The sequence below is a fragment of the Streptomyces marokkonensis genome (assembly GCF_039539045.1).
Lineage (GTDB): Bacteria > Actinomycetota > Actinomycetes > Streptomycetales > Streptomycetaceae > Streptomyces > Streptomyces marokkonensis.
This window is the reverse complement of record NZ_BAABCQ010000121.1, coordinates 1-24,623: the sequence shown is the minus strand read 5'-3', so window position 1 is coordinate 24,623 and position 24,623 is coordinate 1. Positions and strand designations below refer to the sequence as shown.

Genomic DNA, 24,623 nt, shown 5'->3' with positions numbered 1-24,623 from the left:
GGAGAGTAGGACGCCGCCGAACTCCTTTTAGAGCTCTGGCTCTTGGGCACACAGCCCGAGAGCCAGAGCTTTTTTGCGTTGAGGTAAGGTCAGTGAGCATCATTGGCTCGTTTCCCTCAGGAGGCCCCCGCGTGGAGGTCCAGGAGACCCGCGTGCAGACTGACCGGGTCCTCACCATTCCGAACATCCTCAGCATGGCGCGCCTCGCCGGCGTGCCGCTCTTCTTGTGGCTGATCCTCAGGCCCGAGTTCGGCGGCCCGGAGAGCGACGGCTGGGCGCTGTTGGTGCTGGCCCTGAGCGGAGTCAGCGACTACCTGGACGGGAAGCTCGCACGGCGCTGGAACCAGATCAGTAGCCTCGGCCGGCTCCTGGACCCCGCGGCCGACCGGCTTTACATTCTGTCCACTCTGGTGGGCCTCACCTGGCGCGAGATTCTCCCGCTCTGGTTGACCCTTGTACTGCTTGCCCGGGAAGCGGTCCTGCTGGTGATGGTGGGCATCCTCCGACGTCACGGCTATCCGCCGCCGCAGGTGAACTTCCTGGGGAAGGCAGCCACCTTCAACCTCATGTACGCCTTCCCACTGCTCCTGCTCAGCGACGGAAGCGGATGGATCGCGTCACTCGCCGCTGTTTTCGGATGGGCGTTCGCCGGTTGGGGTACAACCCTGTACTGGTGGGCAGGTGTCCTTTACGTGGTGCAGGTCCGCCGCTTGGTCCGTGCGGACACCATGGCCGATTGAACCCGCCGATTGTGCGTCCCCCAGCGGCCGGATGGCTTCGACTGCGAAAGTGCGGGACGCTGGACGGGTGAAGTCGGTCAATCCGTCGTCTCGTAGAGGAGGACGCTTCCGACATGAAGGCCGTCGTGATGGCTGGAGGCGAAGGCACACGCCTTCGTCCCATGACCTCGAGCATGCCCAAGCCGCTGCTGCCGGTGGCCAACCGGCCGATCATGGAGCACGTTCTGCGGCTGCTCAAAAGGCATGGGCTCAATGAGACCGTCGTCACCGTCCAGTTCCTGGCCTCACTGGTCAAGAACTACTTCGGTGACGGAGAAGAGCTCGGAATGGAGCTCTCCTATGCCAATGAGGAGAAGCCACTCGGTACCGCCGGAAGCGTCAAGAACGCCGAGGAGGCGTTGAAGGACGATGCCTTCCTCGTCATTTCCGGCGATGCCCTGACGGACTTCGACCTCACCGATCTGATCAACTTCCACAAGGAGAAGGGCGCGCTCGTCACCGTGTGTCTGACACGCGTGCCCAACCCCCTGGAATTCGGCATCACCATCGTCGACGAAGAGGGCAAGGTCGAGCGCTTCCTGGAGAAGCCGACCTGGGGCCAGGTCTTCTCGGACACCGTGAACACCGGCATCTACGTCATGGAGCCCGAGGTCTTCGACTACGTCGACCCCGACGTGCCCGTCGACTGGTCCGGCGATGTCTTCCCGCAGCTGATGAAGGAAGGCAAGCCCGTCTACGGCTACATCGCCGAGGGCTACTGGGAGGACGTCGGCACCCACGAGAGCTATGTGAAGGCCCAGGCGGACGTACTGGAGCGCAAAGTCGACGTCGACATCGACGGCTTCGAGATCTCGCCCGGCGTCTGGGTGGCCGAAGGCGCCGAGGTGCATCCCGACGCCGTGCTCCGAGGGCCTCTTTACATCGGCGACTACGCCAAGGTCGAGGCCGGCGCCGAAATCCGGGAACACACGGTCGTCGGCTCCAACGTCGTCGTCAAGACCGGTGCCTTCCTGCACAAGGCCGTCGTGGCCGACAACGTGTACGTCGGGCCGCACAGCAACCTGCGGGGCTGCGTTGTCGGCAAGAACACCGACATCATGCGCGCCGCGCGGATCGAGGACGGCGCGGTCATCGGCGACGAGTGTCTGGTCGGCGAAGAATCGATCATCCAGGGCAACGTCAGGGTCTACCCGTTCAAGACCATCGAGGCAGGTGCCTTCGTCAACACCTCGGTCATCTGGGAGTCCCGGGGCCAGGCGCACCTCTTCGGCGCCCGCGGAGTGTCCGGCATCCTGAACGTGGAGATCACGCCGGAGCTGGCAGTCCGGCTGGCCGGTGCCTACGCGACCACGCTGAAGAAGGGGTCCACCGTCACCACGGCCCGCGACCACTCCCGCGGGGCCCGTGCGCTGAAACGGGCGGTGATCTCCGCGCTGCAGGCCAGTGCCATCGACGTACGGGACCTGGAGAACGTACCGCTGCCCGTGGCGCGGCAGCAGACCGCGCGGGGCAGCGCCGGCGGAATCATGATCCGGACCACGCCCGGGGTGCCGGACTCCGTGGACATCATGTTCTTCGACGGCCAGGGTGCCGACCTGTCCCAGGGTAGCCAGCGGAAACTGGACCGGGTGTTCGCACGGCAGGAGTACCGGCGTGCGTTTCCCGGAGAGATCGGGGACCTGCACTTCCCGTCCAGCGTGTTCGACTCGTACACCGGGTCGCTGTTGCGCAACATCGACATCACGGGAATCGCCGAGTCGGGCCTCAAGGTGGTCGTCGACGCCTCCAACGGCAGCTCGGGGCTGGTTCTGCCCAGTCTGCTCGGGAAGCTGGGCGTCGACTCGCTGACCATCAACCCGGGGCTCGACGAGTCCAGGCCGACCGAGTCGGCCGACATGCGGCGGTCGGGGTTGGTGCGCCTCGGGGAGATCGTGGCGTCCTCGCGTGCGGCGTTCGGTGTGCGGTTCGACCCGGTGGGTGAGCGGCTGTCGCTGGTCGACGAGAAGGGCCGCATCATCGAGGACGACCGGGCTCTGCTGGTGATGCTCGACCTGATCGCGGCGGAGCGGCGCAGTGGCCGGGTCGCGCTGCCTGTGACGACCACCAGGATCGCCGAGCAGGTGGCGGCGTACCACGGTACCCAGGTCGAGTGGACGACCACGTCTCCCGACGACCTGACGCGGGTCGGGGGCGAGGAAGGTGCGATCTTCGGTGGTGACGGCAAGGGCGGCTTCATCGTCCCGGAGTTCAGCAGCGTCTACGACGGTACGGCGGCCTTCGTCCGGCTCATCGGGCTGGTGGCGCGGACGCAGCTCACGCTGAGCCAGATCGATGCGCGCATCCCGAGGGCGCACGTCCTGAGGCGTGACCTGGCCACTCCGTGGGCGGTGAAGGGGCTGGTGATGCGGCGGGTCGTCGAGGCGGCCGGAGACCGTTCCGTGGACACCACGGACGGGGTGCGGGTGGTGGAGACCGACGGACGCTGGGTGATGGTGTTGCCCGACCCGGCCGAGGCGGTCACCCATCTGTGGGCCGAGGGGCCCGACGACGCCTCCGCGCAGGCGCTGCTCGACGAGTGGTCCGCGGTGGTGGACAGCGCGGGCCGGTAGACACACCGCAGGCGTGCGTGCCGGACAAGTGTCCCCAAGGGGGCCTGTCCGGCACGCCGGTGGGGCCATTCGGAGGTAGTGTGCGTGGCGTGCGACGATGTGCGGCATGCCGCAGCAACCCCCCGTTCGGAGCACATTCACGCGGCCCGCGCGCCCGGACGCGTCCATGTCCTTGCTCACCAACGTCATGGACCACAGCCTCGACGACGGATACGCCGAGGCCGCCGCGCGGAAGAAGGCCGAGGGCACCGGCGGAATACCCAAGACCCTCCGGGCCAAGCTGGGGCTGGCCGCCGGGCTGGTGCTGGCGGCCCTGGTAGTGACGGTCGGCGCGGCTCAGGCACGGGTCGCGGCGCCCGCCGTCGCCAAGGAACGCGAAGAGCTCATCGACCGCATCGAGGGGGAGACCTCGGCGGCCGACAAGCTGGAGGAGAGCGTCGACAAGCTGCGCGAGGACGTGAGCGGGCGGCAGCGTGAGGCGCTCGAGAAGAACGGCGACAGCGGGCGTTCCGATCTGATGGGTATCCTGTCGGGCGCGGTCGAGGTGCACGGCCCGGGTGTGAAGCTCGTGGTGAACGATGCCAAGGACGCGGGCGCCGGAGGTGACGGGCAGCCGCGAGGCACCTCCGGGTTCTCCGACACGGGCCGGGTCCGGGACCGGGACATGCAGCGCGTGGTCAACGGGCTGTGGGAGTCGGGGGCGGAGGCGATCTCCATCAACGGACAGCGCCTGACAGCGCTGTCGGCGATCAGGGCCGCGGGTGACGCGATACTGGTCGACAACAGGCCGCTGGTGCCGCCGTACACGGTGCTCGCGGTCGGGGACGGCGAGCGGCTCAGCACCCGGTTCCAGGACAGTGCCGATGGGGTCTACCTGCATGTCCTGCAGGAGAACTACGGCATCCGGACAGCCATCTCCGCGGCGGACGATCTCAAGTTGCCGGCCGCCACGAGTGTGATCGTACGTACAGCACAGCCGATAACCGAGAAGGGCACATCGTGATCGCCGTACTGGGCCTCGTGGTGGGAGTCGTGGCCGGCCTGTTGGTCCGGCCCGAGGTGCCGGCAGTCGTGGAGCCCTACCTGCCGATCGCCGTCGTGGCGGCGCTCGACGCCGTCTTCGGCGGCCTGCGGGCCATGCTCGACGGCATCTTCGACGACAAGGTCTTCGTGGTGTCGTTCCTGTCGAACGTGGTCGTGGCCGCGCTGATCGTGTTTCTCGGCGACAAGTTGGGCGTCGGAGCGCAGCTGTCCACCGGTGTGGTGGTCGTCCTCGGCATCCGCATCTTCTCCAACGCCGCGGCGATCCGACGCCACGTCTTCCGGGCGTGAGGCGGATGAACGACCAGAACGAGCAGAGCGGGCACAGGCTGCGCAAGGAGCTGCCCGAAGAGGTGCCGCCGTCGGCGAAGACCCTGGGCGCCGATGCCACCGCCGAGGATGCCCCGGCCGCCGACGCAGAGGAGGGAAAGACCCAGGAGCGGGAGCCCGGGCCGCGGTCCGGGCTGACCGGCCGGCAGCGGCTCGTCAAAGGACTGTGGCCGCCGCGTCTGACCAGGGCCCAACTCATCGTCGCCCTGCTCCTGTTCGGCCTCGGGTTCGGCCTGGCCGTCCAGGTGGCGTCGAACAGCGAAGGTGACAGCGCGCTGCGCGGAGCCCGGCAGGAGGATCTCGTCCGCATCCTCGATGAACTGGACGACCGTACTCAGCGTCTTGAAGACGAGAAGCAGGGCCTCGAGAAGCAGCGCGACGAGCTGGAGAACAGCTCCGACCAGGCAGAGGAGGCCCGCAGGCAGACGCTCGAGAAGGAGCGGCAACTCGGCATTCTCGCGGGCACCGTGGCCGCGCAGGGGCCCGGCATCACGGTGACGATCGACGACACGAAGGGAGCGGTCGAGGCGGACATGCTGCTCGACGCGATCCAGGAGCTGCGCGCGGCGGGTGCGGAGGCGATCCAGGTGAACGGTGTACGGGTCGTCGCCGGGACGTACCTCACGGACTCCGACAAGACCGTGAGCGTCGACGGGAACAAGATCAACGCGCCCTATCGTTTCCAGGTCATCGGCAAGCCGCAGGACCTCGAACCGGCTCTCAACATTCCTGGAGGTGTGGTGCAGACTCTGGAGAAGGAACAGGCCACCGTTACTGTTGAGCGGTCGAGCAAGATCGTCGTGGACGCCTTGCGAGCGGCGAAGCGGCCTGACTACGCTCGGTCGTCCTCCGAGTGAACCGGGGGTGCATGGGCGGCGTCCGGCGAGGGCATGAGGTTGCGGGGGGTCGGCGCACCGATTGGGTGGTGCGTGGTGGAAACTGTCTGGTGGAGACGGACGTTGTGAAGGTGTCCGGGTCGGCCAGTACGTTCAGTCAGGGTTCGTCCTGCCCCACGGGCGGGTCTGTTTCGGTCAAGGGGAATCGCCCGTGAAGTTGTTTGCGAAGTTGTTCGGCAAGAGCGCGCGAGAGGGCCGCGAGAACGCGACCGCTCGCCATCGGGCACAGCCTGACGCGGAGGGCGGGCGCCCGATGTTCCGGGACCAGGTTGCTGGTCCGGGCGGTGACGTTTCCGGTGGTCAGGGCGCGCCGTCTGTTGACCCTGCGCAGTCCGGCGGCATAGGTTTCGGCCAGCCGTCAGCCTCGAGTACGGGTGGAGGGTTCACCCCCGGTCCGTACGCGTCGAACGCCCCGGCGGGGCAGCCGCGGCAGGAGGATCCGTCCATGTCGGCCCTGGTGTGTACGAGGTGCGGTAACCGCAACGCGGAGAACAGCCGCTTCTGCTCCAACTGCGGCGCGCCGCTGCGTGCAGGGGCGGTTCCGGAGCGTGCGTCCGAGACGACTTCCACGATCTCCATCTCCGGCCTGGAGGCGTACGACGCCGAGGTGACCGGCCAGACGGCGATTCCCGCGCTCTCTCCCGAGGCGCAGGCGGCCGTCGACGCGTTGCCGCTCGGTTCCGCGCTCCTCGTCGTGCGCCGCGGTCCGAACTCGGGCAGCCGCTTCCTGCTGGACGGCGAGCTGACCACTGCCGGGCGTCATCCGCAGAGCGACATCTTCCTGGACGACGTGACGGTCTCGCGCCGGCACGTGGAGTTCCGCCGCGGTCCGGACGGTTCGTTCACGGTGGCCGACGTCGGCAGCCTGAACGGCACGTACGTCAACCGCGAACGCATCGACCAGGTCGCCCTGTCGAATGGTGACGAGGTACAGATCGGCAAGTACCGGCTGGTCTTCTACGCGAGCCAGCGGGGTTACTGACCGCCCCCGGGCTCTCGCCCGGGGAACCTCCAGGGAAGGTCCATGCTTCAAACACCGAGCGGCAGTGCCGGGCACGGCACCGCCGTCACGGACAGTGGGCTGATGAGCATCGGCGCGGTGCTGAACGCGCTGCGTGACGAGTTCCCCGACATCACCATCTCCAAGATCCGTTTCCTGGAGTCGGAGGGCCTCGTGGAGCCACGGCGGACCCCCGCCGGGTACCGAAAGTTCAGTGCCCACGACGTCGAGCGCCTCGGCCAGGTGCTGCGTATGCAGCGGGACCACTATCTGCCACTGAAGGTGATCCGCGAGCACCTGGACGCCATGGAGCGTGGCGAGGCCCTCCCGCTGCCGGCACTGGCACGGCAGCGGGACGGGGAGCCTGCGCCGGAGCCCGCCGAAGGTCCTGTGATGACCCGGATCGGGCGGGACGAGCTGCTGACCGCGGCCGGAATCGGTGACCAGGAGCTGAAGGAGTGGGAGTCGTACGGGCTTCTCGCTCCGCTGCCCGACGGGGCGTACGACGCCGAGGTGGTCACCGTGGCGTCGCTGGTGGTCCAGCTGGGGAAGTTCGGGATCGAGCCGCGGCACCTGCGGGTGATGAAGGCCGCCGCCGACCGGGAGGCCGGGCTCGTGGACCAGGTGGTGGCGCCGCTGAAGCGCCACCGCAACCCCCAGACCAGGGCCCACGCGGAAGCCCGTACCAAGGAGCTGGCGGGGCTGGCGGTGAAGCTGCACGCGGCACTGGTGCAGACCGCCCTCGGTGTGCGGCTGCCCTGAGACGGCCCGTCCGCGAGGCCCGGATCGCCCACCCGATACCGGCCCGACTACCCAAAGGTCCCGGGCACGGCCTAGGGTTGCTGTGTGAACGAGCTCGATGTCGTAGGTGTCCGGGTCGAGATGCCCTCCAACCAGCCGATCGTGCTGCTGCGCGAGATGGGAGGCGACCGCTACCTCCCCATCTGGATCGGGCCGGGGGAGGCGACGGCGATCGCCTTCGCCCAGCAGGGCATGGCTCCCGCACGGCCGCTGACCCACGATCTGTTCAAGGACGTGCTGGAAGCCGTCGGCCAGGAGCTCACCGAAGTACGCATCACCGACCTGCGTGACGGTGTCTTCTACGCCGAGCTGGTCTTCGCGAGCGGCGTCGAGGTGAGCGCCAGGCCGTCCGACGCCATAGCGCTGGCCCTGCGCACCGGAACACCGATCTACGGCAGCGACACCGTGCTCGACGACGCCGGCATCGCCATTCCGGACGAGCAGGAGGACGAGGTCGAGAAGTTCCGCGAGTTCCTCGACCAGATCTCGCCCGAGGACTTCGGGAGCAGCAACCAGTGACACGCGCGGGCCGCGGCGGTCCGGGGCGGCGTACAGCCCCCTTTCGGGCACATTCGGCTAGCCTTTCCCCGCGGTTGGGCACGGGAAACCACTCGTAGGGTGATTATCACTCGGCGTGCCGAGTGTGGCGATCGTTGACGCACCCTTGGTGACTGCCTACCGTCGAGGAGGCAGGTCAAGGACGGAGGTCGGCGTGAGAATCAGCGGCGACGGTACGGCTGGGGGAGGCCCCGGGCACAGCCTTGGGGCAAGCGGTCCGTACCCTCCCCCGAACTCTCGGCTCCGCGCGGGCGGGGGGTATCCCCAACACGGTGGCGCGGTCGATCCCGCTCCGCAGCGATCGGCTGCCGTGCCGAGCAGCGGAGGGGCGACGTCCATGGCGTCCGAGCAGATCGGCTATCGCGGGCCGACGGCCTGCGCGGCCGCCGGTATCACCTATCGGCAGCTCGACTACTGGGCCCGCACGGGCCTCGTCGAGCCCTCCGTGCGGCCCGCGCACGGATCCGGGACGCAGCGTCTGTACAGCTTCCGCGACGTGGTCGTGCTGAAGATCGTCAAGCGTTTCCTCGACACCGGGGTGTCACTGCAGAACATCCGTACCGCCGTCCAGCATCTCGGGGAGCGCGGCTTTCGTGACCTGGAGCGGATGACGCTGATGAGTGACGGCGCCACTGTCTACGAGTGCACCTCGCCCGACGAGGTGCACGCCCTGCTCCAGGGCGGTCAGGGCATCTTCGGCATCGCCGTCGGCGTCGTGTGGCGGGACGTCGAGAGCGCGCTGTCCCAGCTGCACGGGGAGCGGATCGACACGGGGGAGACCCTGGTCGGGCACAATCCGGCGGACGAACTGGCGAGGCGACGCAACCGGGCCGTCTGACACCGCCGCAGGCGGGCGGCGGGGCAGGCCGGTCGGGCGGGGCGTTGTCAGTGGCGTAGGGCAGCATCGGAGATGTGAGAACCACGCCCACGATCCTGCATCTCGACATGGATGCCTTCTTCGCCTCGGTGGAGCAGGCATCCAAGCCGAGTCTGCGCGGCAAGGCCGTCGTCGTGGGCGGGCTCGGACCGCGCGGGGTGGTCGCCACCTGCTCCTACGAGGCGCGGGTCTTCGGCGTGCACTCGGCGATGCCCATGGGCCAGGCCCGGCGGCTCGCACCCAACGCGGCGTACCTCGTCCCGCGCTTCGAGCTCTACCGTTCGATCAGCGAGCAGGTGATGCGGCTGCTGCGAGAGCTGTCGCCACTGGTGGAGCCGCTGAGTCTGGACGAGGCCTTCGTGGACCTGGAGGCCGGCGGGACGGCCCGGGACGCTGAATCGGCCCGGCTGGCCGGGGCGAAGCTGCGCACGGACATACGCGCGGTCACCGGCCTCACCGGGTCCGTGGGCCTGGCCGCCTCCAAGATGCTCGCCAAGATCGCCTCGGAGGAGGCCAAACCGGACGGGCTGGTCCTGATCCCGCCGGGGACGGAGCGGGCCATGCTGGAGCCGATGACCGTGCGGACGCTGCCCGGCGTGGGCCCGGCGACGGGCGACCATCTGCGCCGGGCCGGGATCGCCACGGTCGGTGAGATCGCCGAGGCGGGGGAGGACGAGCTCGTACGGCTGCTGGGCAAGGCGCACGGGCACGCCCTGTACGCCATGGCCCTGGCTCGTGACGAGCGCCCCGTGGTGGCCGAGCGGGAGACCAAGTCGGTGTCCGTCGAGGACACCTATGACGTGGACATCCACGATCGTCTGCGGGTCGGTGTCGAAGTCGGGCGGCTGGCCGACCGGTGTGTGAGGCGGTTGCGCGGGTCCGGGCTGTCCGGGCGCACCATCGTGCTCAAGGTGCGCAGGTACGACTTCTCCACGCTGACGCGCTCCGAGACCCTGCGCGGGCCCACGGACGATCCGGGGGTGGTGCGGGAGGCCGCGGCCAGGCTGCTGGACTCGGTGGACACCACCGGTGGCGTGCGACTGCTCGGGGTCGGCGTCAGCGGGCTCGCCGACTACACGCAGGAGGACCTGTTCGCGCAGGCGGCGGGGGACCGGGCCGACGAGTCGGCCGAGGAGCCCGAGGCGGAGCCGGTCGAGGAGCACCGGCCGGCGCCCGCCGAGCGCCGGTGGCCGTCGGGGCACGACGTGCGGCACGCCCAGTACGGGCACGGGTGGGTGCAGGGCAGTGGGCTGGGGAGGGTCACCGTGCGGTTCGAGACGCCGTACTCGCGGACCGGGCGGGTACGCACCTTCCTGGTGGACGACCCGGAACTGACGCCGGCGGATCCGCTGCCGCTGGTCCCGCCCGCGCCGCGAAGACCCGGGGGCACCGGGCAGGCGCGCGCGGAGGCCGGCTCGGACACCGCTGCGGAGACCGGCCCGGACAGCGACGCGAAAACCGGACCGGCGGGTCCCGTCCGGCTGCCCCCGACCAGGGCCTGAGGTGACGCCTCCTGCATCAGTGCCGGTCACGGCAGCGTGGAGGGCGGCCGGAGCCCGCGTCCGCGCCGTGAACCGTCCGGTAGGCCGGGACCGTCAGCTCTCCTCCTTGCCATGGCCCGCCAGCTTGCCGAAGTCGTGGTCGGGGAGCGGGGGAGGAGCGGCCACGTCGAGGCCGTAGTGGTGGTAGAGCTGGAGTTCCTGTTCCGGCGAGAGATGGCGGCCGACGCCGAAGTCGGGGGCCTCCTTGATCAGGGCCCGGTCGAAGGGCACGCGCAGAGTGCCGTCGACCAGCTCGCTCGGCTCCAGGGGCACGAAGGCGTCCCTGCTGAACAGGCCCGTGCGTATGGCCGCCCACTCGGGGACGCCGGTGGCGTCGTCGAGATAGACCTCGTCGACAGTGCCGATGCGGGTGCCGTCGCGGTCGAACGCCTTGCGGCCGATCAGATTGCGCGGGTCGATGTCGGTACGCACGGGGCCCTCCATTGGTCGCACTGGGCTCGCACACCAGCCGCCGAATCATCCGTAAGTACTACAAAAGAGCACATGTGGCGGGTCGGCCACTCGAAACCTGTGCGGCGGCCTCGCTGGTACGCTGGCAAACGGCTGCTGACCCCGCGCGGGAGAGTCCTCCGGACACCACCGGAGGCGCCGAAGGAGCAAATCCTCCCCGGAATCTCTCAGGCTCACGTACCGCACGGACGAGGTCACTCTGGAAAGCAGGGCGGGTGTCAACGGCCTCCGCCCTCACCGACGGTGAAAGCCGGGAAAGCCCTCGGGCTCCCCCGGTGAAGCTCTCAGGTTGAGATGACAGAGGGGGAGGCCGTCCGGGTACCCGCGCCGTGGTGCCCCTCGAAGGTCGTCAGACCAGGAGGCCTCCGCAATGACCGCCCACCGCACCCCGCTCTCCGAACTCGAACAGGCAGCACCGTTCGAGCAGCGCCACATCGGCCCCGACCACGAGGCCCGGGCCAAGATGCTCGCGCAGGTCGGTTACGGTTCGCTCGACGAGCTGACGGCCGCCGCGGTGCCGGATGTGATCAAGAACGCCGACGCGCTGGACCTGCCCGGCGCGCGCTCCGAGGCCGAGGTGCTGGCCGAGCTGCGCTCACTGGCCGACCGCAACCAGGTCCTCGACTCCATGATCGGCCTCGGCTACTACGGCACCTTCACCCCGCCGGTCGTCCTGCGCAACGTCATGGAGAACCCGTCCTGGTACACGGCGTACACGCCCTACCAGCCGGAGATCTCCCAGGGCCGTCTCGAGGCCCTGCTGAACTTCCAGACGATGGTCGCCGAGCTCACCGGCCTGCCCACCTCCGGTGCCTCGCTGCTCGACGAGAGCACCGCCGCCGCCGAGGCGATGGCGCTTTCCCGGCGCATGGGCAAGAACAAGAAGGGCCTGTTCCTGGTCGACGCGGACACCCTGCCGCAGACCGTCGCCGTGATACAGACCCGTGCGGAGCCGACCGGCGTCGAGGTCGTCGTCGCCGACCTGAGCGAGGGCATCCCCGCCGAGATCGCGGAGCGGGAGATCAACGGCGTCCTGGTCCAGTACCCGGGCGCTTCCGGTGCCGTCCGCGACATCAAGCCGGTCGTCGACCGGGCGCACGAGCTCGGCGCCCTCGTCACCGTCGCCGCCGACCTGCTCGCCCTCACGCTGCTCACCTCGCCCGGCGAGCTGGGCGCGGACATCGCCATCGGCACCACGCAGCGCTTCGGCGTGCCGATGGGCTTCGGCGGGCCGCACGCCGGCTACATGGCGGTGCACGAGAAGTTCGCGCGCAGCCTGCCCGGCCGTCTCGTCGGCGTCTCCGTGGACGCCGACGGCAACAGGGCCTACCGCCTCGCCCTGCAGACCCGCGAGCAGCACATCCGCCGTGAGAAGGCCACCAGCAACATCTGCACCGCGCAGGTGCTGCTCGCCGTCATGGCCGGCATGTACGCCGTTTACCACGGCCCCGAGGGGCTGCGGGCGATCGCGCGGCGCACGCACCGGTACGCCACCGTCATCGCGGCGGGGCTCGCGGCCGGCGGCGTCGAGGTCGTCCACGGCGCCTACTTCGACACGGTCACCGCCCGTGTGCCCGGCCGGGCCGCCGAGATCGTCCACGCCGCCCGTGAGAACGGCATCAACCTGTGGCTCGTCGACGACGACCACCTGTCGTTCGCCTGCGACGAGACCACCACGCGTGCCCAGGTCGGCGGCGTGTGGAACGCCTTCGGCGTCGAGGGAGACATCGAGGCGCTGGACGCGGCGACCGAGGAGACGCTCCCCGAGGCGCTGCTGCGCAGCGACGACTTCCTGACCCACCCGGTCTTCCACCAGCACCGCTCCGAAACCGCGATGCTGCGCTACCTGCGCCGCCTCGCGGACCGCGACTACGCGCTGGACCGCGGCATGATCCCGCTGGGATCCTGCACGATGAAGCTCAACGCGACCACCGAGATGGAGCCGGTCACCTGGTCCGAGTTCGGGCAGTTGCACCCCTTCGCGCCGGCCGAGCAGGCGCAGGGCTACCTCACGCTCATCCGTGAGCTGGAGGAGCGGCTCGCCGAGGTCACCGGGTACGACAAGGTCTCGCTCCAGCCCAATGCCGGGTCGCAGGGCGAGTTCGCCGGCCTGCTGGCCGTACGCGCCTACCACCGTGCCAACGGCGACGAGCAGCGCACCGTCTGCCTCATCCCGTCCTCCGCCCACGGCACCAACGCGGCGAGCGCGGTCATGGCCGGGATGAAGGTCGTCGTCGTCAAGACCGCCGAGGACGGCGAGATCGACGTCGAGGACCTGCGCGCCAAGATCGAGAAGCACCGCGACGAGCTGTCCGTGCTGATGATCACGTACCCCTCCACGCACGGCGTCTTCGAAGAGCACGTCGCCGACATCTGCGCCCGGGTGCACGACGCCGGCGGCCAGGTCTACGTGGACGGCGCCAACCTCAACGCCCTGGTGGGTCTCGCCAAGCCGGGCCACTTCGGCGGCGACGTCTCGCACCTGAACCTGCACAAGACCTTCTGCATCCCGCACGGCGGCGGCGGTCCCGGCGTCGGCCCCGTGGCCGTACGGTCGCACCTGGCGCCGTACCTGCCCAACCACCCGCTGCAGCCCGCGGCGGGTCCGCGGACGGGCGTCGGCCCGATCTCGGCGGCGCCGTGGGGCTCGGCAGGCATCCTGCCGATCTCGTGGTCGTACGTCCGGCTGATGGGCGGCGAGGGACTCAAGCGCGCCACGCAGGTGGCCGTGCTGTCCGCCAACTACATCGCCAAGCGCCTGGAGCCGCACTTCCCGGTGCTGTACAACGGCCCGGGCGGGCTGGTCGCCCACGAGTGCATCATCGACCTGCGCCCGCTGACCAAGGCGACCGGCGTGAGCGTCGACGACGTCGCCAAGCGGCTGATCGACTACGGCTTCCACGCGCCGACGATGTCGTTCCCGGTGGCCGGCACACTGATGATCGAGCCGACCGAGTCCGAGGACCTGGCCGAGCTGGACCGGTTCTGCGAGGCGATGATCGCCATCCGCGCGGAGATCGAGAAGGTCGGCTCCGGCGCCTGGTCCGCGGACGACAACCCGCTGCGGGGTGCCCCGCACACCGCCGGTGCGCTGGGTGGCGAGTGGGACCACGCGTACACGCGCGAGGAGGCCGTCTTTCCGGCCGGTGTGTCCGCCGCCGACAAGTACTGGCCGCCGGTGCGCCGGATCGACCAGGCCTTCGGTGACCGGAACCTGGTCTGCTCCTGCCCGCCGCTGGAAGCGTACGAGGACTGAGCCGGCCGCGTAAGGGAGAGGCTCCGTGCGGGACCGTCCTGGTCCCGCACGGAGCCTCTCCCGTGTCTCACGCGGTCGCGAGAGACACCTCCGTCGACTTGACCAGCGCGACGACGGGAACGCCGACGGCCAGTCCCAGGTCGTCGGCGGCCTCCCTGGTGATCGCGGCGGTGAGCTCGGCGCCCTCCACGGCGATCCCGACGGAGGCCATCGCGTCGCCCGCGGTGAGGGCGGTGACCGTACCGGGCAGCCGGTTGCGGATGGACAGGCCTTCGACGCGGCCGGTCGCCACGGACACCTCCGTCGACTTCACCAGGGCGCGGACGGCGGTGCCGACGGACAGCCCCAGATCGTCGGCGGCGTCCCGGGTGATCGCCGCGGTCAGGTCCTGGCCGCCGACGAGGCGGACCCGGACCGTCGCCATGGCCTTGCCCGGGGTGACGGCGGTGACGGTGCCGGGGAGCTGGTTGCGGATGCTCAGGCTCATGGGGGCACCGTAGCCCGGCGGAGGTGTCATGCCGGGTATGCGTGTGTCTGCGTCGCCTTGACCGTCGCCCACACCGGCGCGCCCGGGTGGAGACCGAGCTCGGCCGCCGCGACCGCGGTCAGGTCGGCGGCGAGCGGTAGTCCGCCCGTGAGGTCCACGCGGATCTGGTCACCGTGGGTCTCCAGGCCCGCGACCTCGCAGCGCCACAGGTTGCGGGCGCTGGAGCCGGTGGGGCGCTCCCCGTACAGGGTCACGGCGCTCGGCGGGAAGGCCACGAAGACCGGGCCGGAGAGATCCTCGGTGGTGGTGATGGCGGGGCCGGCGTCGAGCCGCACGGTGTGGCCGTCGGCCCGGCCGCGGTAAAGATTCAGGCCGACCAGCTGGGCGATGTAGTCCGTGCGGGGCCGGCGGGCGATGTCGGCGGGGCCGCCTTCCTGGACGACCCCGCCGTGCTCCACGACGACCAGCCGGTCGGCCAGCACCATGGCGTCCAGCGGGTCGTGCGTGACCAGCACGGCCACGGCCTCGAACCCGGCCAGGTGGCGGCGGAGCTGGGCGCGGACCTCCAGGCGCGTCCGGGCGTCCAGTGCGGCCAGGGGCTCGTCCAGGAGCAGCAGCCGGGGGTTGGTCGCCAGGGCGCGGGCGAGCGCGACGCGCTGTGCCTGGCCGCCGGAGAGGCGACGCGGCCTGGCCCCCGTGTGGTCGGCCAGGCCCATGCGGTCCAGCCACCCGGCGGCCAGCGCCCGGGCCTCGGTCTTGCTCGCGCCCCGGCAGCGCGGCCCGAAGGCCACGTTGTCGAGCGCGGTCAGGTGCGGGAAGAGCAGGTAGTCCTGGAAGACCACGCCGACCGGGCGGTACTCGGGCGGCGTACGGTCCAGGGCGGCACCGTCGAGGCGCAGATGGCCGCCGGCGAGCGGGACGAGGCCCGCGAGCGCGCGCAGCGCGGTGGTCTTCCCGGCGCCGTTGGGGCCCAGCAGGGCGACGACGTCGCCGGGAGCGGCGGTCAGCGCGACGTCCAGGTGGAAGGTGCCGCGGTCCACGACCAGCCGGGCGTCGAGGCCGGTGCCGGGAGTGTGCCCGCCGGTGGGTTCCGCGGCGGTGGGCGGTTCGTCGGTGTCGGTCATGATGCCCTCATCCAGCGGTCCCGGAGACCGGCGAGTACGGCGATGGAGACGGCCAGGAGCACCAGGCTGAGGGCGATCGCCGCCGCCGGGTCGTTCTGCAGGGCGAGATACACCGCCAGCGGCATGGTCTGGGTCCGGCCCGGGAAGTTGCCCGCGAAGGTGATCGTCGCCCCGAACTCGCCCAGTGCCCGAGCCCACGCCAGGACGGCGCCCGCCGCGACGCCCGGTGCGATCAGCGGCAGCGTGACCCGGCGGAACGCGGTGAAACGGGAGGCGCCCAGGGTCGTGGCGGCCTCCTCGAAGCGCGGGTCGGCGGCGCGCAGGGTGCCCTCCACGCTGATCACCAGGAACGGCATCGCCACGAACGTCTCCGCGAGGATCACACCCGTCGTCGTGAACGGCAGTGTGATCCCGAACCAGGCGTCCAGCCACTGTCCGACGACGCCGTTGCGCCCGAACGCCAGCAGGAGGGCCACGCCACCCACCACCGGGGGCAGTACGAGGGGCAGTGTGACCAGGGCCCGTACGAAGCCGCGGCCGGGGAACTCCGTGCGGGCCAGCAGCCAGGCCAGCGGCACACCGACGACCAGGCTCAGCGCGGTCGCCGACGTGGCGCACAGCAGCGACAGCCGGAGGGCCTGCCACACCTCCGGGCTGGCCAGCTGGTCGGGCAGGCCGCTCCACGGCGCACGTACCAGGAGGGCGATCAGCGGCAGCAGCAGGAACGCCAGGCCGACGAGGGCGGGTACCAGCAGGGGGACCGGCACCATGCGGGCGCCCGTCCTGGGTACGTTGGGTACGTCGCGCTTCCTCACGGCGTGCGGAACCCGGCCCCGGTCAGCACCCGTTGCCCCTCGGCGGACTTCACCAGGTCGATGAAGGCCTTCGCCGCGCCGGCGTTGGGAGCCTCCTTGAGCAGGGTGATCGGGTAGTCGTTGACGGCGTCGGCCGACTCGGGGAAGTCCACGCCCGTCACCTTGTCACCGGCCGCCTTCACATCGGTCCTGTACACGACGGCGGCGTCGGCCTCCTTCAGCTCCACCTTGGTCAGGGCGGCCTTGACGTCCTGCTCGTACGAGACGGGGGTGAGCTCGAGACCGCCGACCGTCAGCGCCTTCCGCGCCGCGGCGCCGCACGGCACGGCCTTGTCGCACAGCACGACCTTGAGGCCTGGTTCGGTGAGGTCCTTCAGGGAGGAGATCCCGTCGGGGTTGCCCGCCAGGGTGGCGATCTCCAGCTGGTTCCGTACGAAGGTCGACGGCCGGCCGGCCGTGGCCCCGGCGTCGGTGACGGTCGCCATCGTCTTCGGGCTGGCGGAGGCGAAGACGTCCGCCGGGGCGCCGCTGGTGATGCTGGCGGCGAGGGTGTCGCTGCCGGCGAAGTTGAAGGTGACCTCGGTACCCGGGTGCCGCTTCTCGAACGTCTCGCCGAGCGCCGTGAAGCTCCCCTCGAGGGAGGCGGCGGCGAAGACGGTGACCTGGCCGGAGACCTTCCCGGAGGAGGACGTCGAGGATCCGGCGGAGTCCGATCCGGAGGACGACGAGCACGCGCTCAGGGCCAGCAGCGCGGCGGCGCCCGCACCGGTCACCCGCAGGGTCCGGCGGATGCGGCGGGTCCTGCGCACGGAACGGGTCATCTCGGGCCACTCCCTCTGCGTACGGGGGCGGGAGTCCGACGGGCCCGGCATCCGAACCGGGTGGTCCTGCGCACGGCGGGCTCCCCCTTGCGCCGATCATACTTCCGCATCTGCGAGGGGAAAGTCTGCTGTCGCATCGCATGAGCAAGCCATGGATGAGTAATGGCTGGCATGTGCGTTCGTACGGGCATGCAGCCGTCAGGGTGTGTCCTGGCGAGTCGGGTCATGTCCTCGCCGGTCGGTCACGTCCTGTCGATATGTACATTGGTCGACTTCACTCGGGCGGTGGCCTCCACGCCCACCTCCAGGCCGAGTTCCTCCACCGCCTCCCGGGTCAGCAGGGAGACGAGCCGGTGCGGACCGGCCTGGATCTCGACCTGGGCGGCGACGTCGCCGAGCTTGATCGCGGTCACGATCCCGGGGAAGGCGTTGCGGGCGGAGGTGTAGGGGGTCTCCTCGCCCGCGCCCTCGGAGCGGGCGAGGCCGACCGAGAACGCGGCCAGGTCGCGCCCGTCGACGAGCCGACGTCCACCCTCGTCGCGGTGGGTGATGATCCGGCCCGCGTCGGCCCAGCGGCGCGCGGTGTCCGGGCTGACGCCGAGCAGCCGTGCCGCCTGGCCGATCGTGTAGGACTGCATGCCGGTCACGATAGGCCGCGGGAGGGGAAACGGTGGACGTGGGGTTGGCCGTTGGGTATGACGCGATATGGCGTGAGCTCCAGGCGTGGGGGGTGCCCGCGTGGCACCCGGGGAGATCGGGGTGGAGCGATGACGGCGTTGCCCGCGCGAGTCGGCGAGTCGCCCGGCCTCCGGGCCTCGCACGCGGACCGGGACCGGGTCGTGGGCGTACTGAGCGGCGCCGCCGGGGACGGCCGGCTGACCGCCGAGGAACTGACCGCCACAGGGCCGGGTTGTCGATCAGGGCCACGGAGCCGACGTGCCGGCGCGCGGCTCCCGCGCGCTCCGCCCTGAGACCGTAAGGGATCCGTCAAAGGGGGACAGACCGCCGTATGGGACCCGTCAACAGTGGTCGCATCCGGTCGGGTGAGGGGTTTGCTCGAAGCGTCCAAGTCGCAACCGAACCTCACTCCAGGAGCTCACGATGGCCGATCTGGCCTTCGTCGTCACCACGATCGCGGTCTTCGCGCTGGTGGCTCTCGTCGCCAAGGGGGTGACGAAGCTGTGACCGCCGAGAACATCGTCGGCCTGGTCGTGGCCGTCGCCCTGCTGGGCTATCTCGTCCTCGCCCTGATCTTCCCGGAGAGGTTCTGAGAGCCACATGGGTCCCGTAACCGCCGGCGTCCTCCAACTGCTGGCCCTCATCGGCGCACTGGCGATCGTGCACGCACCCCTGGGCAACTACATGGCCCGGGTCTACTCCTCTCCCGAGCACCTGCGGGTCGAGAAGTGGATCTACAAGGGCATCGGTGCCCGTCCGGACACGGAGATGCGCTGGACGGCGTATCTGCGCGGCGTGCTGGCCTTCTCCCTCGCCGGCGTCCTCTTCCTCTACCTGCTCCAGCGCGTCCAGGGCGTCCTGCCGGGCTCGCTCGGTTTCGACTCCGTGGCGCCCGCGCAGGCCTTCAACACCGCGGCGTCCTTCGTGGCCAACACGAACTGGCAGTCGTACTCCGGCGAGCAGACGATGGGGCACGTCGTACAGACCGCCGGTCTGGCCGTGCAGAACTTCGTCTCGGCGGCGGTCGGCATGGCCGTGGCCGTCGCCCTCGTCCGGGGCTTCGCCCGCGCCCGCACCGGCGAGCTGGGCAACTTCTGGTCGGACCTGGTGCGCGGCGTCACCCGTGTGCTGGTGCCGCTGGCCGTCGTCGGCGCGCTGGTGCTGGTCGCCGGCGGAGTCATCCAGAACTTCTCCGGCATCCACGAGGTCGGGCAGTTCGCGGGCGGCTCACAGCAGTGGAACGGCGGCGCGGTCGCCTCGCAGGAGGTCATCAAGGAGCTGGGCACCAACGGCGGCGGCTACTTCAACGCCAACAGCGCCCACCCGTTCGAGAACCCGACGCCGTTCACCAACCTGTTCGAGATCTTCCTGATCCTGCTCATCCCGGTCTCGCTGACCCGGACCTTCGGCGTCATGGTCGGCTCGGTGCGTCAGGGCTACGCGATCCTCGCCACCATGGCCACCTTCTGGGTCGGCTTCGTCGCCCTGATGATGTGGACCGAGTTCGCCCACCAGGGTTCCGCCCTGCAGGCGGCCGGCGGTGCCATGGAGGGCAAGGAACTGCGCTTCGGGGTCGGCGGCTCGTCGATCTTCGCGGTGACCACCACGCTCACCTCCACCGGTGCCGTCGACTCCTTCCACGCGTCGTACACCGGGTTCGGCGGCGGCATCACGATGCTGGGCATGATGCTGGGCGAGATCGCGCCCGGCGGGGTCGGTTCCGGGCTCTACGGCATGCTGATCATGGCGATCATCGCGGTCTTCGTCGCGGGGCTCATGGTCGGGCGCACGCCGGAGTACCTCGGCAAGAAGATCGGCCCCCGCGAGATCAAGCTGGCGGCCGTCTCCATTCTGATCACTCCGGCGCTGGTGCTGGTGTTCACCTCGCTGTCGATGGCCCTGCCGACCCCGCCGGACTCGATGCTCAACCCCGGCGCCCACGGCTTCTCCGAGGTGCTGTACGCCTTCACCTCCGCCGCGAACAACAACGGCTCGGCCTTCGCCGGTCTGAACGCGAACACCGACTGGTTCAACACCACGACCGGGCTCGCGTTGCTGCTCGGCCGCTTCCTGCCGATGGTGTTCGTCCTGGCTCTGGCCGGTTCGCTGGCCGGGCAGCAGCCGGTGCCGGCCACCGCGGGCACCCTGCGCACCGAGAAGCCGCTGTTCACCGGCCTGCTGGTCGGCGCCATCCTGATCATCGTCGGTCTCACCTACTTCCCGGCGCTGGCCCTGGGCCCGCTGGCGGAAGGGCTGGCGTGATGACCACTCGTATACCGAAGCACGAGGACTCCATGTCCACAGCACCTTCCGCAGCCACTCCCACACCCCCTTCCGCGGCCACCAGGAGCCGGGCGCCGCACGGCGACGTACCCACAGGTCGGCTCTCTCCCGGGGGGCGTGGCGGCCAGGGGCTCTTCGCACCGGCGCAGCCGGCCCGGTCGGTGCCCGAGGCGTTCCGCAAGCTCGATCCGCGGGTGATGGTCAAGTCGCCCGTGATGTTCGTGGTGTGGATCGGCTCGGTGCTGACCACCGCCTTCTCCTTCACGGACCCGGGGGACTGGTTCGGCTGGACCATCAGCGTCTGGCTCTGGCTGACCGTGTTCTTCGCCAACCTGGCGGAGGCGGTCGCCGAGGGCCGGGGCAAGGCGCAGGCCGACACGCTGCGCAAGGCCAAGACCGACACGGTCGCCCGCCGGGTCGACGGGAGTACGGTCCCCGGTACCGAGCTGGGCGTCGGTGACCTGGTGGTCTGCGAGGCCGGGGACGTCATCCCCGGTGACGGCGACGTCGTCGAGGGCGTCGCCTCGGTCGACGAGTCGGCCATCACCGGCGAGTCGGCGCCCGTCATCCGCGAGTCGGGCGGTGACCGCAGCGCCGTCACCGGCGGGACGAAGGTCCTCTCCGACCGCGTCGTCGTCCGGATCACCGCGAAGCCGGGCGAGACCTTCATCGACCGGATGATCAACCTGGTCGAGGGCGCGGCACGGCAGAAGACGCCGAACGAGATCGCGCTGAACATCCTGCTGGCGTCGCTGACTATCGTCTTCCTGCTGGCCTGCGCCACGCTGACGCCCTTCGCCGACTACGCGGGCACCCGACTGACGCTGGTCGTGCTGGTGGCGCTGCTGGTCTGCCTGATCCCGACCACCATCGGCGCCCTGCTCTCCGCGATCGGCATCGCGGGGATGGACCGTCTGGTCCAGCGCAACGTACTGGCCATGTCGGGGCGCGCCGTGGAAGCCGCCGGCGACGTCTCCACGCTGCTGCTGGACAAGACCGGCACGATCACGCTGGGCAACCGGCAGGCGGCCGAGTTCGCGCCGGTGCGCGGTACGACGGAGGCCCAGGTGGCGGACGCGGCCCAGCTCTCGTCACTGGCCGACGAGACGCCCGAGGGCCGCTCGGTCGTGGTCCTCGCCAAGGAGAGGTACGGGCTGCGCGAGCGGCACCGGGGTGAGCTGACCGGCGCCGAGTGGGTCACGTTCACCGCGCAGACCCGCATGTCCGGCGTCGACGTCGGCGGCCGGAGGATCCGCAAGGGCGCGGCCGGGTCGGTGACGGCCTGGGTGCGCGAGCGCGGAGGCCAGGTCGCCGAGGAGACGGAACACCTGGCCGACGGCATCTCCGCGGCGGGCGGAACGCCGCTGTTGGTCGCCGTGGAGGACGGCGACGGAGCCCGCGTCCTCGGTGTGATCCATCTGAAGGACGTCGTCAAGCAGGGCATGCGGGAGCGGTTCGAGGAGCTGCGGCGCATGGGCATCAGGACCGTCATGATCACGGGCGACAACCCGTTGACGGCCAAGGCGATCGCCGACGAGGCGGGCGTCGACGACTTCCTCGCGGAGGCCACGCCCGAGGACAAGATGGCCCTGATCAAGCGGGAGCAGGCCGGCGGCAAGCTGGTCGCGATGACCGGCGACGGCACCAACGACGCGCCCGCGCTCGCGCAGGCCGACGTCGGGGTGGCGATGAACACCGGCACGTCGGCCGCCAAGGAGGCCGGCAACATGGTCGACCTCGACTCCAACCCGACCAAGCTCATCGAGATCGTCGAGATCGGCAAACAGCTCCTCATCACCAGGGGCGCGCTCACCACGTTCTCCATCGCCAACGACGTCGCCAAGTACTTCGCGATCATCCCGGCGCTGTTCGCGGCGGTCCACCCCGGCCTGGACAAGCTCAACATCATGCGCCTGTCCTCGCCGGACTCCGCGATCCTGTCGGCGGTCGTCTTCAACGCGCTGATCATCGTCGTACTGGTGCCGCTCGCCCTGCGCGGCGTGCGGTACAGGCCGATGAGCGCGGACCGGATGCTCCGGCGCAACCTCGCGGTCTACGGCCTCGGCGGACTGATCGCCCCCTTCATCGGCATCAAGATCATCGACATGCTTCTGTCCCTCATCCCCGGAATCGGTTGACCGCCATGAACAACTCGGTATCGAACACCGTCCGGTTGCTCGGGGCCGGCCTGCACGCCCTCCTCGTGCTGACCCTGGTGACCGGCGTCATCTACCCCCTGGTGGTCACGGGCGTCGCCCAGGCCGTGTTCAACGGCAAGGCGAACGGCTCACAGGTCTCGGCGGAGGGCCGCGTCGTGGGTTCCTCGCTGATCGGGCAGTCGTACAACCTGCCGTTGGAACCGGGGCAGGAGACCCCGGAACCGGACCTGAAATGGTTCCAGGGCCGCCCCGCCAACGGCCTGGGGGAGAACACCCTCAACACCCAGTACCGTCTGATCCTGTCCGGTGCCACCAACCTGGCCGCCGACAACCCGGAGCTGGTCGAGCAGGTGCGGGCGGCGCAGGCCGCCGTCATCGAGGACAACTCGGTGCCCGGTCACACGGTCGAGCGGTCCGACATCCCCGCCGACGCCGTGACCTCCTCCGGCTCGGGGCTGGACCCGCACATCTCCCCACGCTACGCCGGACTGCAGGTACCCCGGGTGGCTCAGGAGAACGGCCTGCCGGTCGCGGAGGTACGGGGGCTCGTCGACCGGCAGGCGGAGGGCCGCACCCTCGGCTTCATCGGCGAGCCGCGGGTGAACGTCCTCGAACTGAACATCGCGCTCAAGGGGCTTGCGACGAAGAGCTGACCAGGAGCGCCGGCTGACCGGGAGCGCCGGCTGACCGGGAGCGCCGGCGCCGGACACGCGTCGGGGCCGGTTCGCAGAGGTACCTGCGGGCCGGCCCCATGGTTCACCGGGCAAAGTGGCGTCGCGCCGCCCGGCTGGTGCTCAGGCGGCGGTCATCAGACCCGCCCCGACAGGGCGGTGCGGGGCGATGGCCCGACCGTCCGGCAGGAGCTCACCGGTGTCCTCGAAGAGGACCACGCCGTTGCACAGCAGGCTCCAGCCCTGCTCCGGGTGGTGCGCCACGAGACGGGCGGACTCCCGGTCGGCGGAGTCGACCGAGGGACACGGCGGTTGGTGCTGACACATGAGTGGGGTCTCTCGGTCTGTTGTGACGGGTGTGTTCGCTGTCTTGGCTGTCTCGCGGCGTGAAGCGTCGTTCATGGCCGCCCCCCGTTGTGAAAGTAGGTCCGAACCCAGTGTTGCCCCACGGGCCTCGATCCGCAGGTATTTTGCTGCACCGCTTCTCACAGGTTGATGACGCCTCACCCGCGCGAACGGTTCACCTCAACTGCACTGTTATTTCGGGTGGTTCGGCATGGCCGGACGGGGCTGGTCCGCGCGGGTGGGTGAGCGGTGCGGGTCAGGCGGGGGAGCGCAGCAGCCGGGCCGGCGTCACCCGGTGCGTGAGGACCGGCAGCAGCTCGGCGACCCGGTGCGGACGGTGGGCCGCGATGCCGGGAGGGGCCGGCGCCAGCGGCACCAGCAGGTCGGTGGCCGCGGGGTGCCCGGTGGCGGCGTCCGCCGCGCAGTCGCCGTGCAGCCACAGCGTGAGCATGTACAGCCCGGGGACCGACAGCAGGCGCGGCTGGTAGTTCTGGGGGACCGACTCGGCCTGACGCAGTGCACGCTCGGTCGAGGCGACGTAGGGGCCCTCGAAGAAGTGCGAGAACGCCCATCCGTCGGGGGTCAGCATGGTCTCCGCCGCCGCCACCGCCCGGTCGCCGCAGCGGATGAGGAACCGCCATCCGGTCAGCCGCGTCGCCGTTACCCCCTCTGCCGTGATCCGGTCCAGGACGTGCACGGGCAGGGGAAGTTCAGGTGTGACGGGTCCCTGGGCGCCGAGCAGGGAGGGAGTCCGGGCCTCGCGGACCGCGGTGGGAGAGGAGAGGGCGGTGAGGACGGAGCGCAGGGCGGGCGCGGGGGCAGGGGGGACACGCAGGGGCATGATGGGTCGCCTCTCATTCGAAGGCATGTGGCGCGAGGGCGGAGCGGGGCGGACGACGCTGTCAGCTCACAGGGCTGGGGAGGCAGGGGCCGGGGTCCGAGAACCAAGAAATAGGTGAGGCCTGCCGCGCGTCAGCTCGACGGCAGGATCCATCGACCGTGGGCGCCGGTCATCTGCCTTGTCCGCGGAGTTTATACGACATGTGTTCAGACTGTGTTTCGACTAGCCGATTCCGGCAACCCGTACAAGATTGTATTCGGCCGTCGATGTGCGGGAATC

23 protein-coding genes, 1 pseudogene and 1 riboswitch are annotated in these 24,623 nt (G+C 70.2%); of the genes and pseudogenes, 16 read left to right on the top strand and 8 right to left on the bottom strand.

The features are described from left to right. Positions 1–131 precede the first annotated feature (131 nt). From clsA to ABEA26_RS25335, 10 genes are all read left to right on the top strand, one after another. Positions 132–740, top strand: a complete 609-nt coding sequence (clsA, locus tag ABEA26_RS25380; RefSeq protein WP_189231095.1) for a cardiolipin synthase ClsA — start codon at positions 132–134, stop codon at positions 738–740. Between the two features lie 113 nt (positions 741–853). Next, positions 854–3,349, top strand: coding sequence for a sugar phosphate nucleotidyltransferase (locus tag ABEA26_RS25375; RefSeq protein WP_345595662.1), 2,496 nt, complete (start codon positions 854–856; stop codon positions 3,347–3,349). Between the two features lie 166 nt (positions 3,350–3,515). Continuing rightward, a complete protein-coding gene (locus ABEA26_RS25370; protein WP_345595661.1) occupies positions 3,516–4,352 on the top strand; it encodes a DUF881 domain-containing protein in 837 nt (278 codons plus the stop codon). Beyond that, entirely contained in the window at positions 4,349–4,681 is a 333-nt protein-coding gene (locus tag ABEA26_RS25365; RefSeq protein ID WP_003988855.1) for a small basic family protein, read from the top strand. The genes ABEA26_RS25370 and ABEA26_RS25365 overlap by 4 nt, the downstream gene beginning before the upstream one ends. Before the next feature lie 5 nt (positions 4,682–4,686). Then, entirely contained in the window at positions 4,687–5,577 is an 891-nt protein-coding gene (locus tag ABEA26_RS25360) for a DUF881 domain-containing protein (protein ID WP_345595660.1), read from the top strand. 61 nt (positions 5,578–5,638) lie between these two features. Continuing rightward, positions 5,639–6,598 (top strand): zinc-ribbon and FHA domain-containing protein, encoded by a 960-nt coding sequence (locus tag ABEA26_RS25355; protein WP_345595659.1) that lies wholly within the window; start codon positions 5,639–5,641, stop codon positions 6,596–6,598. A 42-nt stretch (positions 6,599–6,640) separates the two neighbouring features. Further along, on the top strand, positions 6,641–7,378 hold the full coding sequence (ftsR, locus tag ABEA26_RS25350; protein WP_345595658.1) for a transcriptional regulator FtsR: 738 nt from the start codon (positions 6,641–6,643) through the stop codon (positions 7,376–7,378). A gap of 84 nt (positions 7,379–7,462) precedes the next feature. Beyond that, positions 7,463–7,936 carry a bifunctional nuclease family protein gene (locus tag ABEA26_RS25345; RefSeq protein ID WP_345595657.1) on the top strand — a complete coding sequence of 158 codons (474 nt, stop codon included), beginning with the start codon at positions 7,463–7,465 and terminating at the stop codon, positions 7,934–7,936. A gap of 193 nt (positions 7,937–8,129) precedes the next feature. After that, a complete protein-coding gene (locus tag ABEA26_RS25340) occupies positions 8,130–8,813 on the top strand; it encodes a MerR family transcriptional regulator (protein WP_345595656.1) in 684 nt (227 codons plus the stop codon). 74 nt (positions 8,814–8,887) lie between these two features. Then, positions 8,888–10,354, top strand: a complete 1,467-nt coding sequence (locus ABEA26_RS25335) for a DNA polymerase IV (protein ID WP_345595655.1) — start codon at positions 8,888–8,890, stop codon at positions 10,352–10,354. Positions 10,355–10,447: 93 nt separating this feature from the next. On the opposite strand, the gene ABEA26_RS25330 is transcribed toward ABEA26_RS25335, so the two are convergent. Then, positions 10,448–10,825 carry a PRC-barrel domain-containing protein gene (locus tag ABEA26_RS25330; RefSeq protein ID WP_345595654.1) on the bottom strand — a complete coding sequence of 126 codons (378 nt, stop codon included), beginning with the start codon at positions 10,823–10,825 and terminating at the stop codon, positions 10,448–10,450. 136 nt (positions 10,826–10,961) lie between these two features. Then, positions 10,962–11,057: riboswitch (glycine riboswitch) on the top strand. Positions 11,058–11,234: 177 nt separating this feature from the next. Between ABEA26_RS25330 and gcvP the strand changes: the two genes are divergently transcribed. After that, entirely contained in the window at positions 11,235–14,120 is a 2,886-nt protein-coding gene (gene gcvP / locus ABEA26_RS25325) for an aminomethyl-transferring glycine dehydrogenase (RefSeq protein WP_345595653.1), read from the top strand. A gap of 67 nt (positions 14,121–14,187) precedes the next feature. On the opposite strand, the gene ABEA26_RS25320 is transcribed toward gcvP, so the two are convergent. From ABEA26_RS25320 to ABEA26_RS25300, 5 genes are all read right to left on the bottom strand, one after another. Further along, entirely contained in the window at positions 14,188–14,607 is a 420-nt protein-coding gene (locus tag ABEA26_RS25320; RefSeq protein ID WP_345595652.1) for a TOBE domain-containing protein, read from the bottom strand. Between the two features lie 26 nt (positions 14,608–14,633). Continuing rightward, the gene (locus ABEA26_RS25315; RefSeq protein WP_345595651.1) at positions 14,634–15,731 is read right to left on the bottom strand and encodes an ABC transporter ATP-binding protein; all 1,098 of its coding nucleotides are present in this window, start codon (positions 15,729–15,731) and stop codon (positions 14,634–14,636) included. After that, entirely contained in the window at positions 15,728–16,501 is a 774-nt protein-coding gene (gene modB / locus ABEA26_RS25310) for a molybdate ABC transporter permease subunit (protein WP_345595650.1), read from the bottom strand. Before modB ends, ABEA26_RS25315 begins: the two co-directional genes overlap by 4 nt. 41 nt (positions 16,502–16,542) lie before the next feature. After that, a complete protein-coding gene (modA, locus tag ABEA26_RS25305) occupies positions 16,543–17,367 on the bottom strand; it encodes a molybdate ABC transporter substrate-binding protein (RefSeq protein ID WP_345595649.1) in 825 nt (274 codons plus the stop codon). A 242-nt stretch (positions 17,368–17,609) separates the two neighbouring features. Beyond that, positions 17,610–18,005 (bottom strand): TOBE domain-containing protein, encoded by a 396-nt coding sequence (locus ABEA26_RS25300; protein ID WP_345595648.1) that lies wholly within the window; start codon positions 18,003–18,005, stop codon positions 17,610–17,612. 129 nt (positions 18,006–18,134) lie between these two features. Here ABEA26_RS25300 and ABEA26_RS25295 point away from each other — a divergent pair. The 5 genes and pseudogenes from ABEA26_RS25295 to ABEA26_RS25275 form a co-directional block, all read left to right on the top strand. After that, positions 18,135–18,260 (top strand): annotated as a pseudogene (locus tag ABEA26_RS25295) (DUF1707 domain-containing protein); the annotation flags it as partial. A gap of 288 nt (positions 18,261–18,548) precedes the next feature. Next, entirely contained in the window at positions 18,549–18,638 is a 90-nt protein-coding gene (gene kdpF, locus ABEA26_RS25290) for a K(+)-transporting ATPase subunit F (protein WP_016434100.1), read from the top strand. Between the two features lie 7 nt (positions 18,639–18,645). Continuing rightward, positions 18,646–20,307 (top strand): potassium-transporting ATPase subunit KdpA, encoded by a 1,662-nt coding sequence (gene kdpA / locus ABEA26_RS25285; protein ID WP_345595647.1) that lies wholly within the window; start codon positions 18,646–18,648, stop codon positions 20,305–20,307. Then, complete coding sequence (gene kdpB, locus ABEA26_RS25280; RefSeq protein ID WP_345595646.1) at positions 20,307–22,466, top strand: potassium-transporting ATPase subunit KdpB; 2,160 nt, start codon at positions 20,307–20,309, stop codon at positions 22,464–22,466. Before kdpA ends, kdpB begins: the two co-directional genes overlap by 1 nt. A gap of 5 nt (positions 22,467–22,471) precedes the next feature. Then, positions 22,472–23,140 (top strand): potassium-transporting ATPase subunit C, encoded by a 669-nt coding sequence (locus ABEA26_RS25275; RefSeq protein ID WP_345595645.1) that lies wholly within the window; start codon positions 22,472–22,474, stop codon positions 23,138–23,140. 141 nt (positions 23,141–23,281) lie between these two features. Here the strand turns inward: ABEA26_RS25275 and ABEA26_RS25270 are convergent, their stop codons facing one another. Together ABEA26_RS25270 and ABEA26_RS25265 are read right to left on the bottom strand one after the other, a co-directional pair. Then, positions 23,282–23,485 carry a DUF5999 family protein gene (locus tag ABEA26_RS25270; RefSeq protein WP_279563970.1) on the bottom strand — a complete coding sequence of 68 codons (204 nt, stop codon included), beginning with the start codon at positions 23,483–23,485 and terminating at the stop codon, positions 23,282–23,284. 274 nt (positions 23,486–23,759) lie between these two features. Further along, positions 23,760–24,344: a hypothetical protein gene (locus ABEA26_RS25265; protein WP_345595644.1), complete on the bottom strand. Its 585-nt coding sequence runs from the start codon at positions 24,342–24,344 to the stop codon at positions 23,760–23,762. Positions 24,345–24,623: the final 279 nt, after the last annotated feature.

Coding starts and splice junctions, on each gene's coding strand:
- ABEA26_RS25375 (WP_345595662.1), top strand. CDS start 854: ATGAAGGCCGTCGTGATGGCTGGAGGCGAAGGCACACGCCTTCGTCCC.
- ABEA26_RS25370 (WP_345595661.1), top strand. CDS start 3,516: ATGTCCTTGCTCACCAACGTCATGGACCACAGCCTCGACGACGGATAC.
- ABEA26_RS25360 (WP_345595660.1), top strand. CDS start 4,687: ATGAACGACCAGAACGAGCAGAGCGGGCACAGGCTGCGCAAGGAGCTG.
- ftsR (WP_345595658.1), top strand. CDS start 6,641: ATGCTTCAAACACCGAGCGGCAGTGCCGGGCACGGCACCGCCGTCACG.
- gcvP (WP_345595653.1), top strand. CDS start 11,235: ATGACCGCCCACCGCACCCCGCTCTCCGAACTCGAACAGGCAGCACCG.
- ABEA26_RS25320 (WP_345595652.1), bottom strand. CDS start 14,607: ATGAGCCTGAGCATCCGCAACCAGCTCCCCGGCACCGTCACCGCCGTC.
- ABEA26_RS25315 (WP_345595651.1), bottom strand. CDS start 15,731: ATGACCGACACCGACGAACCGCCCACCGCCGCGGAACCCACCGGCGGG.
- modB (WP_345595650.1), bottom strand. CDS start 16,501: ATGGTGCCGGTCCCCCTGCTGGTACCCGCCCTCGTCGGCCTGGCGTTC.
- modA (WP_345595649.1), bottom strand. CDS start 17,367: ATGACCCGTTCCGTGCGCAGGACCCGCCGCATCCGCCGGACCCTGCGG.
- ABEA26_RS25300 (WP_345595648.1), bottom strand. CDS start 18,005: ATGCAGTCCTACACGATCGGCCAGGCGGCACGGCTGCTCGGCGTCAGC.
- kdpA (WP_345595647.1), top strand. CDS start 18,646: ATGGGTCCCGTAACCGCCGGCGTCCTCCAACTGCTGGCCCTCATCGGC.
- kdpB (WP_345595646.1), top strand. CDS start 20,307: ATGACCACTCGTATACCGAAGCACGAGGACTCCATGTCCACAGCACCT.
- ABEA26_RS25275 (WP_345595645.1), top strand. CDS start 22,472: ATGAACAACTCGGTATCGAACACCGTCCGGTTGCTCGGGGCCGGCCTG.
- ABEA26_RS25270 (WP_279563970.1), bottom strand. CDS start 23,485: ATGTGTCAGCACCAACCGCCGTGTCCCTCGGTCGACTCCGCCGACCGG.
- ABEA26_RS25265 (WP_345595644.1), bottom strand. CDS start 24,344: ATGCCCCTGCGTGTCCCCCCTGCCCCCGCGCCCGCCCTGCGCTCCGTC.